Raw genomic sequence first — 18,297 nt, 5'->3', positions numbered from 1 at the left:
GCAGCTCATCCGCATCTCGTTATCGTCGGCGGCGGCTTCGCCGGATTGTGGGCGACGCGAGCACTGGCTTCGGCGCCATTGCGCATCACGTTGGTCGATCGCTGCAACCACCATCTGTTCCAGCCCCTGCTTTACCAGGTCGCGACCGCCGGACTGTCGTCGCCGGACATCGCTGCGCCGCTGCGCCACATCTTGCGCGGCCAGCGCAACGTCGAAGTGCGCATGGCCGAGGTCGTCGGCATCGACGCGCCGACGCGCACGGTCACGATGGCGGACGGCAGCATCCTCACCTTTGACTACCTGCTGCTCGCCGCCGGCGCTCGCCATGCCTACTTCGGCCACGATGCCTGGGAATCCCTTGCCCCGGGTCTGAAGACGCTGGACGATGCACTCGACATCCGACGTCGCGTCCTGAACGCATTCGAACGCGCGGAAGCCACGGATGATCTGCACGAACGCGCGGCATGCCTTCATTTCGCAGTGATCGGCGGCGGACCCACGGGTGTCGAACTCGCGGGTACGTTGGCCGAAATCGCGCGGCACACGCTGAAGCGCGAGTTCCGGCGTATCGATCCGGCCTCGGCGCGGATTCGTCTGATCGAGGCCGGCCCACGCGTGCTCGCGGGTTTTCCGGAAGCCTTGTCCGAAGCCGCATGCCGGCAACTCGAACGACTCGGTGTCGAGGTCCTCACCGGGCGGCCAGTCGCGTCCATCGATGCCGCCGGTTACCGCATTGGCGACACCGAACAGGCCGCACGTACGGTGTTGTGGGCAGCCGGTGTGGCCGCATCACCGCTTGGCTCCCTGCTCGACACGCCTCGCGACCGCGCGGGACGCGTGATCGTCGAGCCCGACCTCAGCGTGCCCGGCCATCCCGAACTCTTCGTCGCTGGCGATCTCGCCAGCGTGCAGCAGGACGGCAAACCCGTGCCCGGCGTCGCACCGGCAGCGAAGCAGATGGGTCGACACGTGGCGGCGGTGATTCGCACACGAATCGCGAGACAGCCCGCGCCATCGTTCCGGTATCGCGACTTCGGCAACCTCGCCACCATCGGACGCATGTCTGCCGTCGTCGATCTGCATGGCCTGCGTTTCTCCGGGCTTGTTCGCCTGGTGGTTCTGGCTGGCCGCGCACGTGTTCTTCCTCATCGGCTTCCGCAATCGGCTGATCGTGCTGCTCAACTGGGCCTGGGCGTACTGGACCTACCAGCGCCACGCCCGCATCATCCTCGGGCAATCCCGCAACGACTCAAAGCCACCGGAGCATTCATGACCGCGATTCCCCGTTCGTTCCTCACCGCGCTCGCGCTCGGTCTGGCCGTCGCCATCGCGCAGGCCGGCGAACCTGCGCCCGCAGACGTCGTCGATGCGCTGAAACAACTCGCACCCGCCGCGGTCACCGTGGACCGCGTCGAGTTCGTCAACGGCTCAGACAGTCGCTTCCAGATCTCCGGCCGCGCCGACCGCAACGCCACAGTCAGCAATTACCTGCGCGCTCTCGATACTTCAGACGCATTCCACAAGCCTGAACTGTTGCAGATCATGCTCGACGCCAACGGCCACCCGAGCTTCGAGATCATGCTGGAACGCAAGCCCGAACCCGAAGCCACGACGGCGGCTGCAGGCACGTCAGCGACGACAACGCCGACACCGAAGAAGTCCACCGTCTACCGCTGCACGATCGAAGGCCGCGAGGTGTTTCAGTCGTTGCCTTGCCCGGCACCGACAAAGCGCTGATGACTTAGAACCACCCGGACTGCATCTCCAACGCCGATCGATCGACCTCGCCGACCAGTCGCGCCGCGGGTTCGATCTGGGCGAACTCGGTCGCGAACCAGAAGCGGCAGGCCTGGCGCTTGCCGGCGCGGAAATCGTCATCGAGTGCGGGAGCGCGGGTCGCGGCGTCGGCCATCCACAGCCACAGCCAGGCCACGGTCAACGTCGACAGTGCCGTCATGTAGTGCGTGGCGTTGGCGAGCACCGCCCGCGCCTCGCCTGCCGCCATGCGCTGCGCGGCGATCCGCGTGACTTCGCCCACGGTGCGCATGCCCTGCTGCAACTGTTGCGCATGAACGCGCAACTCGGGGTCATCACCGGCACGCAAACAGGTCTCGGCCATCGCCGCGAACAGCAGCTTCAGGGCCGCGCCGTCCTGCTGCATCACCTTGCGCCCGAGCAGGTCCAGTGCCTGGATCCCATTCGTGCCTTCATGGATCGGATTGATGCGGTTGTCGCGATAGAACTGTTCGACCGGATATTCGCGCGTGTAGCCGTAGCCGCCGAGGACCTGGATCGCGAGCTCGTTCGCCTTGAGCGATGAATCCGAGCCCCAGGACTTCACGATCGGCGTCAGCAAGTCGAGCAACAGACCTGCGTCGCGTTGAACGCCTGCGTCCGGATCATGGGCGCGATCGACCTGCAGCGCGGCATAGAGACACAACATCTGTCCGGCCTCGACCACGCACTTCTGCCACAGCAGCATGCGCCGCACGTCGGCGTGCTCGATGATGGCCACCGGTGGCGCGTTCGCATCTTTCTGGTCGGGATGACGACCCTGCCTGCGTTCGCGCGCGTAGTTCAGCGCATACAGATAGCCCGCACTGCCCTGCTGCACGGCACCGACGCCGACGCCGATGCGCTCCTCGTTCATCATGTGGAACATGTAGCCGAGGCCCTGATGCGGCTCGCCGACCAATTCACCGATGCAGTCGTCCTGCTCGCCGAATTTCAGGAAGGTGTTGACGCTGCCGCGCTGGCCCATCTTGTGGTTGAGTCCGGCGAGACGCACGTCATTGGGTGCACCGATCGAACCATCCATGGCGACCTTGTGACGCGGCACGATGAACAGGCTGATGCCGCGCACGCCGGGCGGCGCGCCGACGATCTTGGCCAGGACCAGATGCACGATGTTGGCACCGAGCTCGTGTTCGCCGGCGCTGATCCACATCTTGGCGCCGCAGATCTTGTAGCTGCCGTCGGCTTGTGGCGTCGCCAGCGTCGTGATGTCGCCGAGCGAACTCCCGGCCTGCGGTTCCGACAGGCACATCGTGCCGAACCAGCGGCCTTCGAGGATGGGCACCATGTAGCGACGCTTCTGGTCGTCGCAGGCATGCGCGTCGAGCAGGTTCGCGGCCGCACGGGCCAAGGCCGGGTAAGCGGAGGTGCCGAGGTTCGCCGCCGCGAACAGCGCATCGCAGGCGGTCGCGACCACGAACGGCAACTGCAGGCCGCCATCCCCGGCATCGGCCATGATCGCGGTGAATCCGGCCTCGTTGTAGGCCCGCATTGCATCCCCGATCTCGGGAATCAGCTGCACGCTTCCGTCGAGCAGATGCGGCTCGTTCAGATCGGACTTGCGGTTGTGCGGCAGGAACTTCTCGATCGCGATGCGGTGGGCGAGATCGATCGTTGCATCGAAGATGTCGCGAGCGTGCTCGGCGTAACGCGGGTAGCGCGTCAATTGCGTGATGCCGAGCAGGTTGTGCAGGACGAAATCGAGATGGCGGCGATCGATCAACGGGCTGTGGCTCATGGCGTCTCCGTGGGCATCGCGGGACTGTGGCGCAGGAACCGGTTCGCCGACAAGCGTATGGTCTGCCACCCCTTGCTGCAGCGGCGTACACTCGATCGACGCACTGGGAGAGACCGATGTCCTGCGAACCCGAGATGCTGGCCGGCGTCGAACTGTTCGAGCACCTGAGCGAGGAGGACCGCATCGGGCTCGCGCGAGTGGTCGACCTGCGCCGTCTCGATGCCGGCGCGACCTTGTTCAGCAAGGGCGATCCGGGCGAATCGTTGTACATCGTGCGCAGCGGCGAGATCGAGCTGTTCATCCGCGACACCACCGGGCAGAAGATCGTGCTGACGGTCGCGTCGAGCAACGAAATCTTCGGCGAGCTGGCCTTGCTGGACAACGGGCCACGCAGCGCCACCGCGATCGCGCTGGTCGACAGCGAATTGCTGGAGATGGACCGCGATGACCTGATCCTGTTGTTCCAGAAGACCCCGATGGCGGCCCTGCGCCTGCTTGCGGCGATGGGGCACATGACGCGCAAGGCCGACGACCTGCTGCGCACGCGGGTCTCGCGCAACGTCAACGAAGAGGTCCAGGAGCGGCTCAGCACGTTCCAGCGCATCGCCGACTGGATCTCGTGGTTCAGCGGCAGCATGCCCTTCCTGCTGATCAACGGCGCCTGGTTCGTCATCTGGATCGCGCTGAACACGCTGCCGCTGGGCGTACCGGCGTTCGATCCGTATCCATTCGGGCTGCTGACGATGATCGTCTCGCTCGAAGCGATCTTCCTGTCCTGCTTCGTGCTGATCAGCCAGAACCGTCAGGCCGAGAAGGACCGCGTCCGTTCCGACATCGAGTACGAGATCAACATCAAGGCCGAGCTTGAGGTCGCGCACTTGCACGAGAAGACCGACCAGATCTATGCCGAGATGATGGAGCGATTCCGGCGCCTGGACAAGCAGCTCGGCATGCTGCGCGGGCCGTAAGCAGGCAGCGCGCCGATCGGCACGCTGCCTGCATCCCGAGATCTCAGGCGGGACGTCGCGAGGCTGCGCGCAGCCCCGGAATCATCATCAGGCCGATCAGCAGCAACAAGGCCCAGCGTGCATCCATCGGCACAGGTGCCGTCGGGGCCAGCGGCGTGCCGTTGCTGACCGTCACCGGATCGTCGTCGGTGTTGTTGTCCGGGTTGGTATCGCCACCGCCGCTGACGCCGGCGAAGTTGATGATGCTGTCCGGTGCATTCGCCGCGACGCTGACCAGAATCGTGATCGCCGGATAGCTGGCACCCGCGGCCAGCGCATCCGAGCGCGTGCAGGTGAGCGTGCCCAGGGTGCAGGCCCAGCCGCTGCCACTGATGACGGTGGCCGTCAGCCCGACCGGCAAACTATCGACGACCGTGACCAATCCGCCGCTGGCCACCGGACCGACGTTGCTGACCGTCAAGGTGTAGGAACCACCCGCCTGATCACGCACGAAACTGCCGCCGTGCGACTTCACCAGGGCCAGATCCGGCAGCAGCACCAGCGGCGTCACCTCGGTGTCGCTGCAGGTCGAACCCAGCGTGGTCGGGTTGCAGACATTGCCGCCGGACGTGGTCGCGGTGTTGCTCACCGAGCCATTGCCGATATCGATCGTCGTCAGCACATGGGTACCGCTGCAGACCAGGGACGCACCGGCGTTGAGCGTCGTCGGCAAGCTCGTCGGCACACTGGCGATGGTGCAGGACAACGCAGCGATCATCGGATCGGCGACATTGACCGACGTGGCCGCGGCATTGCCCGAGTTCACCACGGTGATCGTGTAGGCAATCGTGTCGCCCGGATTGCTCTGGTCGTTCGGCGCGACCACGGCATTGTTCAGCACCGCGGTCTTGGTCGTGGTCAGCACTGGCACCTGGCCGAGCGGCGTCACGCGGGTGTCGCTGCAGGTCGATCCCGGCGTGGTCGGATTGCACACGTTGCCACCCATCACCGTCGCCGTGTTGCTGACCGAACCGGTGCCCACATCGGTGGGTGTCAGTGCATAGGTCCCCGTGCAGGTCATCGTCGCACCGGCCGCCAGGGTCGAGCCGCTCGCGGGCGTGCAGGACAGAGGCAGCAGCGGATCATTGACCGTCACATTCGTCGCCGCGCCGTTGCCCGAGTTCACCACCGTCACCGTGTAGGCGATGGTGTCGCCCGGGTTGCTCTGATCGTTCGGCGGCACCACGGTGTTGTTCAGCACGGCCGTCTTGGTCGTGGTCAACAACGGGAAGACCGCGAGCGGTGTCACTTCGATATCCGAACAGGTCGAACCCGTCGTGGTCGGGTTGCAGACATTGGTCGCGGTCGTGGTCGCGGTATTGCTGACCGAACCGGTCGTGATCTCGCCCGCCACCAGCGTGTAGGTGCCGGTGCAAGTCATCGTCGCGCCGGCCGCCAGGGTCGAACCACTGACGGGGGCGCACACCAATCCCGGCAAACGCGGATCGGTCACGACGACATTCGTGGCCGGACCATTGCCCGAGTTCACGACCGTAATCGTGTAGGCAATCGTGTCGCCCGGATTGCTCTGGTCGTTCGGCGCGACCACGGCATTGTTCAGCACGCCGGTCTTGGTCGTGGTCAGCAGCGGGAACACATTCAGCGGCGTCACTTCGGTGTCGGAACAGGTCGAACCGGCGGTCGTCGGGTTGCAGACATTGCCGCCGCCCACCGTCGCCGTGTTGCTGACCGAACCGGTCGTGACATCGCCCGCCACCAGCGTGTAAGTGCCGGTGCAGGTCATCGTTGCGCCAGCTGCCAAGGTCGAACCACTGACTGGGGCGCAGACGAGACCGGGCAGGCGCGGATCGGTCACGACGACATTCGTGGCCGGACCATTGCCCGAGTTCACGACCGTGATCGTGTAGGAAATGGTGTCGCCCGGATTGCTCTGGTCATTCGGTGCGACCACGGCATTGTTCAGCACGCCGGTCTTGGTCGTCGTCAGGATCGGCACCAGGGTCAGCGGTGTCACTTCGGTATCCGAACAGGTCGAACCCGTCGTGGTCGGATTGCAGACATTGGTCGCGGTCGTGGTCGCGGTATTGCTCACCGAACCGGTCGTGACATCACCCGCGACCAGCGTGTAGGTGCCGGTGCAAGTCATCGTCGCGCCGGCCGCCAGGGTCGAACCACTGACGGGGGCGCAAACCAATCCCGGCAAACGCGGATCGGTCACGACGACATTCGTGGCCGGACCATTGCCCGAGTTCACGACCGTAATCGTGTAGGCAATCGCTGTCGCCCGGATTGCTCTGGTCGTTGGGTGCGACCACGGCATTGTTCAGCACACCGGTCTTGGTCGTGGTCAGCAGCGGGAACACGGTCAGCGGCGTCACTTCGGTATCGGAACAGGTTGATCCCGCGGTCGTCGGGTTGCAGACATTGCCGCCGCCCACCGTCGCCGTGTTGCTGACCGAACCGGTCGTGACATCGCCCGCCACCAATGTGTAGGTGCCGGTGCAGGTCATCGTCGCGCCTGCGGCGAGCGTCGAGCCACTGACCGGCGCACAGACCAGGGCCGGCAGGCGCGGATCAGTCACGACGACGTTCGTCGCCGGACCATTGCCCGAGTTCACGACCGTGATCGTGTACGCGATGCTGTCGCCCGGATTGCTCTGGTCGTTGGGTGCGACCACGGCATTGTTCAGCACGCCGGTCTTCGTCGCGGTCAGGATCGGCACCAGGGCCAGCGGCGTCACTTCGGTATCCGAGCAGGTCGAACCCGTCGTGGTCGGGTTGCAGACATTGGTCGCGGTCGTGGTCGCGGTATTGCTCACCGAACCGGTCGTGATGTCGCCCGCCACCAGCGTGTACGTGCCGGTGCAAGTCATCGTCGCGCCGGCCGCCAGGGTCGAACCGCTGACCGGTGCGCAGACGAGACCGGGCAGGCGCGGGTCGGTCACGACGACATTCGTCGCGGCCGCATTGCCGATGTTGCTGACCAGGATCGTGTAGGCAATGGTGTCGCCCGGATTGCTCTGGTCGTTCGGCGCCACCACGGCATTGTTCAGCACACCGGTCTTGGTCGTGGTCAGCACCGGAACGACACCGAGCGGGGTGACTTGCGTATCGCTGCAGATCGAACCGGCGGTGGTCGGATTGCAGACATTGCCGGCCGTCGTGGTCGCGGTATTGCTGACCGAGGCATTGCCGATGTCGAGCGCCGTCAGCGTGTAGGTGCCGGTGCAGACCATCGACGCGCCGGCATTCAAGGTCGAACCCAGCGCGGGGGCGCAGGTCAGCGCGCCGATCAGCGGATCGACCACGTTCACGTTGGTCGCCGGACCGGTACCGTTATTGGTGACGGTGATCGTGTAGTTGATCTGGTCGCCCGCCTCGGTCGATGTGTTGGGCAACACCACGGCGTTGTTCAGCACGCCGACCTTGCTGGTCACCAGGACCGGTGCGACCACCGGCACCAGCACCGTGTCGGTACAGGGTGCCGCAGCCGGACAGGTCGGGTCACCGCCACCGCTGACCGTGGCGGTGTTGTTGCCGGTCGTCGCGCTGGCCGCGACGTTGACGTTGATCGTCACCGTGGTCGCCGAACCGCCCGCGGGCGCCTGCGTCAACGCCGCGCCGCTGTAGGTGCAGGTCACGTTCGGCGTACCGACCGTGATGCAATTCCAGCCCGCGCCGCTGAAGCTCGCCAGTGTGATGCCGGCCGGCAAGGTGTCGCTGACCACGATGTTGCCGCTGGTGTTCGCGCTGCCGTTGTTGGTCACCGTGAAGGTGTAGCTGGCCGGCAAGCCCACCACGAACGGGCTGGGACTCGCGTTCTTGTCGAGCGTCAGACGTGGACCGATCAGATTGACGGTCGCGGTATCGGTCGGCGAATCGATCGTGCCATTCGTGGCCGAGGCGACATTGACGACGCTGCCCGAGATCACGTCAGCCGGCGTGATCGTGTAGGTCGCCGAACAGGTGAGCGCTTCGCCCGGATCGAAGAAGTTGTCGAAATCACCGATGGTGGTTAGAGCCGGACAGGTCTCGTTGGTGGTCTGGTCGTCGAGCACGGTGATCGGACCGGCGAGCGTGGCATTGCCGGTATTGGTGACCACGAAGGTGTAGGTGATCACGTTGCCGGCCGTCGAATACGTGGCCGGGGCCGCCGACTTGTCGATGCTCATGGCGGCATTGGCATAGGTCGCGCTGTCGGTGTCATTGACCGGCGTGCCGCCGGTGCCGCTGGCCGTTGCCGTATTGGTGATCACGCCTGACGCGGCTGCAAACGGCCCGGCGACGCAGGTGAAGATGTGGTCGTTGTCGAACACGTCGGCGACCGGCAACGACGCAGGCAAGGCGGGTGCGCAACTGACCGCGCCACCGAGCAGCGGATCATTCAAGCCAAGGCTGGTCAGTGCCACGTCGCCGGTGTTCTCGATCGTGAAGCGATACCAGACACTGGCCGGCAATTCGACCGTGAGGTAGGAGGCCCAAGGTCCAACGGCGCTCGCACCGACTTCCTTGAGCAGGGCGATGCCGGGCGTCGGCGGATTCACCGTCAGGATGTCATTGCCGGTATTGCCGTTGACCGGCACGCCGTTGACGATGTGCGACACCGGACCGGTCGTGTTGTTGTAGCTGCCTGCGACAGGTGCAGTGACATTCACTTTCACCGTGCAGGTTGCACCCGCAGCGATGCTGCCGCCGCTGAACGCTACCGATCCGGCGCCAGCGGTCGGCGCAAAAGTCGGTGCGCCGCAGCCAGTCGTGCTCGCATTCGGCACGGCCGCCACCACCATCGCACCCGGCGCCACCGGGAAGGTGTCGCTGAAGGCGACGCCGGCCATCGCGTTGTTCACGTTGGGATTGGCGATGGTGAAGGTCAGGGTCGTGGTGCCCCCGGGAAGAATCGGATTCGGTGCGAACAGCTTGTCGATCACTGGCGGCACGATCACCGTCAGCGTCGCGACCGCGGAACCGCCAGGACCACTGTTCTCGCCGGTCTGCGTGGTCGAGATGAAGCCACTGATGTTGGTGCTCGGACCCGGCACCGAACTGGTGACATTGACCGCAACGGTGCAGGTGCCGGTTGCGGGAATGGTGCCGCCGCTGAAGGCGAGACTGGTCGCGCCCACGATCGGGGCGGTGGCGCTGAAGCCGCAGGTATTGCTCACGAAGCCGGCGGTCGACACGGTCATGCCGGTCGGCAACGCGTCGGCAAACGTGGCGCCGGTGAGCGCCACGGAATTCGTGTTCGTCAATGTGAAGGTCAAGGTCGAGGTTGCACCGGCCGCGATCGGATTCGGCGAGAACGCCTTGGCGATCGTGGGTTGGGCAGGCACGCCGCAACCGCTGATCACGACATTGTCGACCAGCAAGGGCGCATTCGGGGAACCATTGCTGCGACCGCGACCGATGATCCGGAATACCGTGTTGCTCGACCCCGCCGAACCTGCGGCGCTCGCCGGAATGGTGTTCCAGGTGTTGCGCTGGATGGTCGTGCTCGAGAACACGGTCTAGAATGCACCGCCATCGACACTCGCGAACACGTAGAGTTCGTTGTCGCTCGGATTGGCCCAGCCACTGATCGGGTTGGCCTGGAACGCGATCGACACCGGCTGCGATGCGTAATTCGCGGTCGCCACCGAAAACTCGAAATACGACGTCGTCGCCGCCGTGGGCACCGGATCGGCACTACGGTTCCAGCCGGTACCAGCCCAGGAGTTCGCAGGTTGGCCGTTCACGGTATCGATCGAATTCGGCGTGTTGCCGCCGCGCTCGGTGAAGGCCGCCGTCGCAGTGGCGACGTTGCCTGCCTTGAACGTGGTCGGCGGCGGCAGCGTCGTCGTGCCGAATGCCCAGCTCGCCATCGTCAGATTCGGCGTGCACACCGGCGGCGGCGGCGCATTGTTGACGGTCAGGGTCGCCGTCGCATCATCGCCGGTATCGGTGGCGTCGATGAACAGGTGATTGGTCGTGTTCACGAAGCTGCCGGTACCGGCGGTCGTGACATTCACGGTGATCGTGCAACTGCCGCTCGCGGCCACCGTGCCGTTGGAGAACGACAGCGACGTGGCGCCGGCGATCGGCGCAAAGGTCGGCGTGCCGCAACCGCTGGTCGTCGCATTCGGCGGATTCGCGACCGTCATGCCTGCCGGCAGCGGGTCGGTAAAGTTGTAGCCGCTGAGCGTGCCGGTATTCGGATTGCTCAAGGTCAGCTTCAGCGTCGACACGCCACCGACCGGAATGGTCGACGGCGTGAAACTCTTGGCGATCGTGGCCGTGGTCGGGTCGATGATGTTGCCGATGCGCGCGCCCAACCCGAAGTCGGCGTTGTAATGGTAAGAACTGCCGGAAAAGTCGTAGAGCAGCGTGTTCAGCGTCTGCGCCGTGCCGCCACCACCGATGATCTTGATGGTGTACAGCGACACCACGTTGCTGCCACCGATCTTGCCGACATCGCGGCAGGCGCGATACAGCGGGCTGTTCAAGTCGTTTTCCCAGAAGCAGGCGTCACCGTAGAGCTTGTCGTTCGGACTGTCGACATGGGTCGTCGTGTCCGCCGAATACGTGGTCGTGACGTCCAGGATCTGGAAGATCGTATTGGTGAAATTGATGAAGGCCTCGAACTGTTCGTAGCCCTGCGTGGCGGTACCGCCGGACAGCTCGATCGTGTAGGTGTTGCCGACCACGAGGCTCATGCCGCCGCCGGGCGGCACCACGGTCAGCGTCGACGGGTTCGGCCCGTAGCGGACGTTGGTGATCGCATTGCGGCTCTGCGAAACCAGGCGCTCGACATACAATTCGCGCGGCACCGGGCTGGAGAAACTCCCGCTGCCGTCGGTCGCGACGATGTGATAACGACGGGTCGTGTCATAGGCCGCCGGTACCGGCGTGATTTCGACCTCGTAGTAGGCGTCGACGCACGCATTCGCGGCAATCGACGGGAAATTCAGCGCCGAATTCGTGCCGGGGCGGATGTTGACGTTGGCGTTCGCACTGTCCCAGACCAGGGACACCGCGACATTCGTCGTGGCCACCGTGCTGCAGACGCGGGCACCGACCGGGAAATGCTTCGGCCCAGTGGCCGGGCTATTGCTGTCGAGGCCGACGATGTTCCAGGTCAACGGCGTGACCGACATCGCTGCCTGGGATGCAAGCGGCACCAGCAGCAGACCAAGGGCCAGGAACGACTGCACACGCGTCCGTGCCGCCTTGTCGAGCGACATCCACATCGTCTTCATTCACAACCACCGTCGACCGAATTCCGGAAAAGCGACGCCGACAGGAAGCCACTCCTGTGCCGGCAAACGTGATTCAGGGCGCAGTCTATCCGTGATCGTGATCACAGTTGCGCAGGGAGTCGCCCAAAGGAGCGAGAGTTCTTGCCGCGCCCGGAAAACAATGGTGACGGCGCCACTCCTATCGCATCAGACCCTGCTCGCGCGCACGACGGATCTCGTCGCGGACCTTAGCGGCTTCCTCGAACTCCAGATTCTGCGCGTGCTTGTACATCTGCGCCTCGAGCTTGCGGATGGTGGCGGCGAGCTTCTGAGGATCGAGCACGGCGTAGTCGATCTTTTCCTCCGCGACCCGGAACATCTGCCGCGGCCCGCGCTTGCCGGCGGGCACCGACTCGTCGTTCGCGGCCTCTCGCGCACCCTCCATGTAATCGGCCACCGCCTTGCTCACCGAGCGCGGGATGATGCCATGCGCGGTGTTGTGCGCGACCTGCTTGGTGCGACGGCGCTCGGTCTCGCCCATTGCGATCTGCATCGAGCGGGTGATCTTGTCGGCATACAGGATCGCGCGTCCGCGCAGGTTGCGAGCGGCGCGGCCGATGGTCTGGATCAGCGAACCGGCACTGCGCAGGAAGCCTTCCTTGTCGGCGTCGAGGATCGCGACCAGCGACACCTCCGGCATGTCCAGGCCTTCGCGCAGCAGGTTGATGCCGACCAGCACGTCGAACTTGCCGAGGCGCAGGTCGCGGATGATCTCGACGCGCTCGACGGTCTCGATGTCCGAATGCAGGTAGCGCACCTTGATGCCCTGCTCGCCGTAGTACTCGGTCAAATTCTCGGCCATGCGCTTGGTCAGGGTCGTGACCAGCACACGGTCGCCGATCGCGATGCGCTTGTGGATCTCGCTGAGCAGGTCGTCGACCTGAGTGCGCACCGAGCGCACTTCGACCTCGGGATCGACCAGACCGGTCGGGCGCACCACTTGCTCGACCACCGCATCGCCGCTGCGTTCCAGTTCGTAAGGCCCCGGCGTCGCCGAGACATAGATCGCACGCGGCGAACGGCGTTCGAACTCCTCGAACTTCAGCGGCCGGTTGTCGAGCGCGGAAGGCAAGCGGAATCCGAACTCGACCAGGGTCTCCTTGCGCGAGCGGTCGCCGCGATACATGCCGCCGACCTGCGGAACCGTCACATGCGATTCGTCGATCACCAGCAGCGCATCGGCCGGCAGGTAGTCGAACAGGGTCGGTGGCGGCTCGCCGGGCGCGTAGCCGGTGAGGTGTCGCGAGTAGTTCTCGATGCCGTTGCAGTAGCCGACCTCGGCCATCATCTCCAGGTCGAACTGGGTGCGCTGCTTCAGGCGTTGCGCTTCGACCAGCTTGTTCGCGGCATACAGCTGTTCCAGCCGCTCAGACAATTCGGCCTTGATCGTGTCGATCGCTTCCAGTGCCGTGCGCCGCGTGGTGACGTAGTGCGAGCCGGGAAAGATCGTACAGCGCGGCAGCTTGCGGCGGATGTGCCCGGTCAGCGGATCGAACACCGACAGCTGCTCGATCTCGCCGTCGAACAGTTCGATGCGGATCGCGTCCTGTTCGGACTCGGCCGGGAACACGTCGATGGTCTCGCCGCGCACGCGATAGGAACCGCGCTTCAGCTCGAACTCGCCGCGCTCGTACTGGATCTCGGTGAGGCGACGGATCAATTCGCGCTGCTCGACGCGATCGCCGCGCACGAGATGGATGACCATGCGGAAATACTCGCCCGGGTCGCCCAGGCCGTAGATCGCCGACACGGTCGCGACGATCAGCGCGTCCTTGCGTTCGAGCAGGGCCTTGGTCGCCGACAGGCGCATCTGCTCGATGTGTTCGTTGATCGAGGCATCCTTCTCGATGTAGGTGTCGCTCGAGGGCACGTAGGCCTCGGGCTGGTAGTAGTCGTAGTACGAGACGAAGTATTCGACCGCGTTGTTCGGGAAGAACGACTTGAACTCGCCGTACAACTGCGCTGCCAGGGTCTTGTTCGGTGCCATCACGATGGTCGGCTTCTGGACCGCCTGGACCACGTTCGCGATCGTGTAGGTCTTGCCCGATCCGGTCACGCCGAGCAGGGTCTGGTGCGCCAGCCCGGCCTGGAAGCCTTCGATCAGCTTGCGGATCGCCTCGGGCTGATCGCCCGCCGGCTGGTACTCGGAAACGAGCTGAAACGGGATGGCGTCATCGGTCATTCGGGCATTGTCGCAGAGCCTTTGATCCGGCACATCGAACGGAAGGCGCGCATCGCCCCCGGCCGCATTCAGCGATGCGGACACCCCGGCCAGCAACAGGGGCGACGCAGGCCCGAGCGCATCTTGTCGATGCCGACGTCGATGCGTTTGCGCCGGGTTTCTTCCTTCTTGGGCGAGGTGACCCAGCAAATCCACTCGTTGCGCGCCAGCGGCGTGATGTCGATCCAGACACTGGTCGCGACGGCATCCGCCGCGATCGCCTTGCGGAGATCCGGCGGCAACGGATGCACGGTGCCGTGCTCGAGCTTGGTCGTGGCCATCAACCGCGAACGGCCGCTTCGATCGCCGCGACGTCGATCTTGCGCATCGTCATCATCACCTCGAACGCGCGCTGAGCCACCGCCGGATCGGGACTGGTCACCGCCTGGACGAGCACGATCGGCGTGATCTGCCAATTCAGGCCCCAACGGTCCTTGCACCAGCCGCAGGCACTTTCGCGGCCGCCGTTCCCGACGATCGCGTTCCAGTAGTGGTCGGTCTCGGCCTGATCCTTGGTCGCGACCTGGAACGAAAACGCCTCGCTGTGCTTGAACGCGGGCCCGCCGTTCAGCCCGACGCAGGGAATGCCGAGCACGCTGAACTCGACGGTCAGGACATCGCCTTTCTTTCCTGACGGAAAGTCGGCCGGCGCCCGATGCACGGCGCCGACGAACGAGTCCGGAAAGGTGGCGGCATAGAACCGTGCCGCAGCTTCGGCGTCGCGGTCGTACCAGAGGCAGATCGTGTTCTTCGCAGGTGTGCTCATGTCACGCGCCCTCGCCCGCCATCGCGACCGGATCCATCCACATGGGCGCCCAGATGTGACCGTCTGGGTCCATCAGGTCGCGGCCGTACATGAAGCCATGGTCCTGGACCGGATTGATGTCGGCGACGCCGCCATGCGCGGCTGCGGCCGCGTTCATCGCATCGACCTCCGCGCGACTGTCGCAAGACAGGCCCAGCGCCACCTCGCTCGAGGTCGGCGGCGGAATCGGTCGCGTGGTGAAGGTCTGCCATTTGGCCTGGGTCAGCAGCATCACGCTGATCGTCTCGCTCCAGACGAAGTGCGCCGCGGTGTCGTCGGACCATTGCGGGCTGTGCACGAAGCCGAGGGCTGTGTAGAAGCGCACCGATGCTTCGAGATCGGTGACGGGCAGGCTGATGATGATGGTCTTGGGCATGGCGACAGCTCCTCTGGGTTGGGGTCGACGATCGGCTGCATCGTCTGGATCTAGTCGAACGGACAGCGGGTATTTCGACACCAACGAACACGATCGTTTCGGCCGCCTTGGACCGGGGCTGCGTCTACGGCGTTTCGAACCCGTTGCGAAAAACTTCCCAGTCACAAACCACCGGTGCCAGCGCGAGTTGCGCCGACTCGAAATAGTCGAGCCGCGCCGGCACCGTGGCCTCGATGGTGTTCACCATGGCGACCGGCACACGCGACGATCGGCAGCGCGCCGCGAGGTAAACGAGAAAGGTTTCGGCCACGTCTTCCCGGGTGGGATTGTCGCGGGCGTAGGTCGAGATGAACTCGGCGTCCGACTGCTGCGCAGCCAGCCATCCGGACGATGCCGCGTGCGGGCCGTCGAGCGACGAATGCGACGCTTCATGTACGAAGGCTTCTTCGAGAATGCCGTCGGCGATGTAGCTCTGCGCGATCGATCCGGTATGGATGAGCAGGTTTTGGTTGCCGCCGCCGAAGGCCTCGTCGCCACGATGTACCCAACCAGTCAGGACATTGGCGCGCAGCGCGCGCGGCAGACGCCCGATCACCGGCGCATACAACGCCACTTCCACCTGGGCCGATGCAACGCTCCCGTACTCGGGATTGACCTGGAATTCGATCTGAAGTCCATCGCTGTAGAAGGCATTGAACAGATAAGCGTTGTAGGTCACGAAGGCGTTGACTCGACGGTCAAACATCACCCGGTTGCCCCGGCCGGTATAGGTGAGCCCGCTATAGGTCGTCGGGTCGCTGGACGTGATGATGTCAGGATCGAGAAAGATGGTGCCCGAATACGGGGGATCGGCCCGCGCGGCCGTCGACAGGAACAGACCCAGCCCCCACAGGAACATGCGCATCATCCCTCTCCTGCCCGATGCCGGGCCTGCCGCGCCGGCGTCGCGCTGGCCGCCTTGCGCGGCCGCGGTGACGGCAGCACCGAATCCGGCGCTTCGAAGGCCAGTCGCGTGCGGCCACCGGCGTCGCGATAGTCGGCGAGCACGGCCACCTCGACGTCGCCCCGATCCAGCGCTTGCACGTCGACCAGATGCTCGTGCAGCAAATGCACCAGGCGCTCGTGGGCCAGCGCATGGGTCTGCTTCGTCTTGGCGTACAGCCAGTCGGACAAGGCCAAGAAGCGTGCGAACGGCGCATCGCCGAGCAGCAACCGCGTCGTGCGCGGATAGCGCCCGGAGTTCGCGACGATGTCCCAATAGCGCGAGAAGCGCGACAGGCGCTGCATGGTCGCGAAGTTGATCACGTCGGTCGCGAGGATGTTGTACGGCGGCTCCGGATTGAAGCGCAGTCCGTGTTCGATGGTGTGGCGCGCGATCGGCGCACCGCGCAGCCGCTTCAGGATCCCGAACTGGATTTCGTGCGGCCCCATGCGCACCAGTCGGTCGAAGCCGGCGGCGAAGCTGTCCACGTCCTCGCCCGGCAAACCGGCGATCAGGTCCACATGCAGGTGCGCCTGCGAGTGTTCGTGCAGCCAGCGGATATTCGCTTCGGCAACCTCGTTCTTCTGGCGCCGCGAGATGCGCGCCTGCGTCGCCGCGTCGAACGTCTGGATGCCGATCTCGAACTGCAGGGTGCCCGCCGGAAACTTCGCGATGCCGGCCTTGAGCTTGTCCGGCAGATGATCGGGAATCAGCTCGAAATGCACGAAGGGCGGATCGGCCGGATTCGCGTCGAGCTTGTCCAGGAAGAACCCGAGAATGGCGAGCGAGGTGTCGACCTTGAGGTTGAAAGTGCGGTCGACGAACTTGAACTGGCGCACGCCGCGTTGCCACAGGGTGTCGATCTGCGCGAGAAAAGCCTCGAGCGGGAACGGCCAGGCGGTCTTGTCCAGCGCCGACAGGCAGAACTCGCACTTGAACGGACAGCCGCGCGAGGCTTCGACGTAGATGTGTCGACGCGAGACATCCTCGTCGCCGTATTCGCCGTAAGGCAGGACCAACTGTTCCAGCGGCGGCTGCTCACCCGGGATGATCTTCGCGACCGGGGTCTCGCCGGCGAGCAGCTGCGCGCACAGGCTCGCGAAGGTGACATCGCCCCAACCCGTGACGACGTAATCGGCATAGCCGCAGATGCGGCTCTCGTTCGTCTCGTAGCTGACCTCGGGACCACCGAGCACGACGATGATCTCGGGCGCGACCGATTTCAGCATCGCGACCAGCCGCGTCGACTCGTCGACATTCCAGATGTAGACGCCCAGTCCGACGATGCGCGGCCGCTCCGCCAGGATCTGTTCGACGATCTCCTCGCTCTTCTGTCCGATCACGAATTCGCGGATGCAGGAGCGCTCGCGCAGGTTACCGAGGTTGGCGCGCAGGTAGCGCAATCCCAGCGAGGCATGGGCATAACGCGCATTGAGGGTGGCGAGAACGATGTCGGTCATCGGCACATTATGACGGAGCCGACACTTCCCGTACCGGGGTGGCCGCGGCATGCTCGCGCCTCCCACTCGATCACCGCGGAGTCCACGATGCGCCCTGCCCTGCCCCTCCTGTTGCTGACGATGCTGCTCGGTGCCTGCGCCACTTCGCGCGAACCGGCGCCGTCTGCCGCCAACGCCGTGCCCGCCGCACCCGAGTCCGCCTTCGACAAAGCACGCAGCTTCGACCGCATCGTCGTCGCCGGACAACCGACGCTGGCCGACCTGAAGTCGCTGAAGGAGCGCGGCATCGTCCAGGTCTTCAACGTGCGCGGCACCGAAGAAATGACCGTCGAGAACATCGGCTTCGACGAACGTGCCGAACTGGCCGCGCTCGGCATCGCCTACAGCACCCACCCGATCGACAAGGCCGAGGCCTACACGCCGGAATTGCTCGCGGCCTTCGCGAAACAAGTGGATGCCAGCAACGGCAAGATCCTGCTGCATTGCACGGTCGGCTGGCGCGCCAGCAACGTCTATGCCGCCTACGCGATGAAATACCTCGGCAAGACCCCGGATGAAGCCGCACATCTGCTCGAAGCCGTCGGCGGCTGGCCGCACACCCTCGAACGCCTCACCGGCGAACGTCTGACCCTCGTGCGCAGCGAAGACCTGACCAAGCTCGGCTTCGAGAACTGACGGTCAG

At 65.0% G+C, this 18,297-nt stretch carries 12 protein-coding genes and 5 pseudogenes; 4 read left to right on the top strand and 13 right to left on the bottom strand.

Annotated elements, in window-relative coordinates:
* Window positions 1-21: 21 nt before the first annotated feature.
* Together IPP28_09125 and IPP28_09120 are read left to right on the top strand one after the other, a co-directional pair.
* Window positions 22-1,273, top strand: a pseudogene (locus IPP28_09125) (NAD(P)/FAD-dependent oxidoreductase).
* A complete protein-coding gene (locus tag IPP28_09120; protein MBL0041181.1) occupies window positions 1,270-1,737 on the top strand; it encodes a PilN domain-containing protein in 468 nt (155 codons plus the stop codon). Before IPP28_09125 ends, IPP28_09120 begins: the two are co-directional and overlap by 4 nt.
* A gap of 4 nt (window positions 1,738-1,741) precedes the next feature.
* On the opposite strand, the gene IPP28_09115 is transcribed toward IPP28_09120, so the two are convergent.
* Window positions 1,742-3,532, bottom strand: coding sequence for an acyl-CoA dehydrogenase (locus IPP28_09115; GenBank protein MBL0041180.1), 1,791 nt, complete (start codon window positions 3,530-3,532; stop codon window positions 1,742-1,744).
* Between the two features lie 116 nt (window positions 3,533-3,648).
* Here IPP28_09115 and IPP28_09110 point away from each other — a divergent pair, with 116 nt between their 5' ends.
* Window positions 3,649-4,500 (top strand): DUF1003 domain-containing protein, encoded by an 852-nt coding sequence (locus tag IPP28_09110; protein MBL0041179.1) that lies wholly within the window; start codon window positions 3,649-3,651, stop codon window positions 4,498-4,500.
* Window positions 4,501-4,543: 43 nt separating this feature from the next.
* On the opposite strand, the gene IPP28_09105 is transcribed toward IPP28_09110, so the two are convergent.
* The 12 genes and pseudogenes from IPP28_09105 to IPP28_09050 form a co-directional block, all read right to left on the bottom strand.
* Window positions 4,544-6,754, bottom strand: coding sequence for a DUF11 domain-containing protein (locus tag IPP28_09105; protein ID MBL0041178.1), 2,211 nt, complete (start codon window positions 6,752-6,754; stop codon window positions 4,544-4,546).
* A 181-nt stretch (window positions 6,755-6,935) separates the two neighbouring features.
* Window positions 6,936-7,373, bottom strand: a pseudogene (locus IPP28_09100) (hypothetical protein).
* Between the two features lie 291 nt (window positions 7,374-7,664).
* Window positions 7,665-8,141, bottom strand: a pseudogene (locus IPP28_09095) (DUF11 domain-containing protein).
* Between the two features lie 414 nt (window positions 8,142-8,555).
* Window positions 8,556-9,686 (bottom strand): annotated as a pseudogene (locus IPP28_09090) (hypothetical protein).
* Window positions 9,675-10,001 (bottom strand): annotated as a pseudogene (locus tag IPP28_09085) (DUF11 domain-containing protein). Before IPP28_09085 ends, IPP28_09090 begins: the two co-directional pseudogenes overlap by 12 nt.
* 3 nt (window positions 10,002-10,004) lie before the next feature.
* Window positions 10,005-11,732, bottom strand: coding sequence for a DUF11 domain-containing protein (locus tag IPP28_09080; GenBank protein ID MBL0041177.1), 1,728 nt, complete (start codon window positions 11,730-11,732; stop codon window positions 10,005-10,007).
* Window positions 11,733-11,910: 178 nt separating this feature from the next.
* The gene (uvrB, locus tag IPP28_09075; GenBank protein ID MBL0041176.1) at window positions 11,911-13,953 is read right to left on the bottom strand and encodes an excinuclease ABC subunit UvrB; all 2,043 of its coding nucleotides are present in this window, start codon (window positions 13,951-13,953) and stop codon (window positions 11,911-11,913) included.
* 68 nt (window positions 13,954-14,021) lie between these two features.
* Complete coding sequence (locus tag IPP28_09070; protein ID MBL0041175.1) at window positions 14,022-14,273, bottom strand: YdeI/OmpD-associated family protein; 252 nt, start codon at window positions 14,271-14,273, stop codon at window positions 14,022-14,024.
* Window positions 14,273-14,758, bottom strand: coding sequence for a VOC family protein (locus tag IPP28_09065; protein MBL0041174.1), 486 nt, complete (start codon window positions 14,756-14,758; stop codon window positions 14,273-14,275). Before IPP28_09065 ends, IPP28_09070 begins: the two co-directional genes overlap by 1 nt.
* Before the next feature lies 1 nt (window position 14,759).
* On the bottom strand, window positions 14,760-15,173 hold the full coding sequence (locus IPP28_09060) for a lactoylglutathione lyase (GenBank protein MBL0041173.1): 414 nt from the start codon (window positions 15,171-15,173) through the stop codon (window positions 14,760-14,762).
* A gap of 124 nt (window positions 15,174-15,297) precedes the next feature.
* Entirely contained in the window at window positions 15,298-16,077 is a 780-nt protein-coding gene (locus tag IPP28_09055) for a hypothetical protein (GenBank protein ID MBL0041172.1), read from the bottom strand.
* A complete protein-coding gene (locus IPP28_09050) occupies window positions 16,077-17,615 on the bottom strand; it encodes a DUF4080 domain-containing protein (GenBank protein MBL0041171.1) in 1,539 nt (512 codons plus the stop codon). Before IPP28_09050 ends, IPP28_09055 begins: the two co-directional genes overlap by 1 nt.
* A gap of 87 nt (window positions 17,616-17,702) precedes the next feature.
* Between IPP28_09050 and IPP28_09045 the strand changes: the two genes are divergently transcribed.
* Complete coding sequence (locus tag IPP28_09045) at window positions 17,703-18,290, top strand: dual specificity protein phosphatase family protein (GenBank protein ID MBL0041170.1); 588 nt, start codon at window positions 17,703-17,705, stop codon at window positions 18,288-18,290.
* Window positions 18,291-18,297 lie beyond the last annotated feature (7 nt).

The organism is Lysobacterales bacterium, assembly GCA_016721845.1.
GTDB lineage: Bacteria > Pseudomonadota > Gammaproteobacteria > Xanthomonadales > Ahniellaceae > JADKHK01.
Note: the sequence above shows the minus strand (reverse complement) of the source record. Positions and strands in the feature narration are given on the sequence as shown.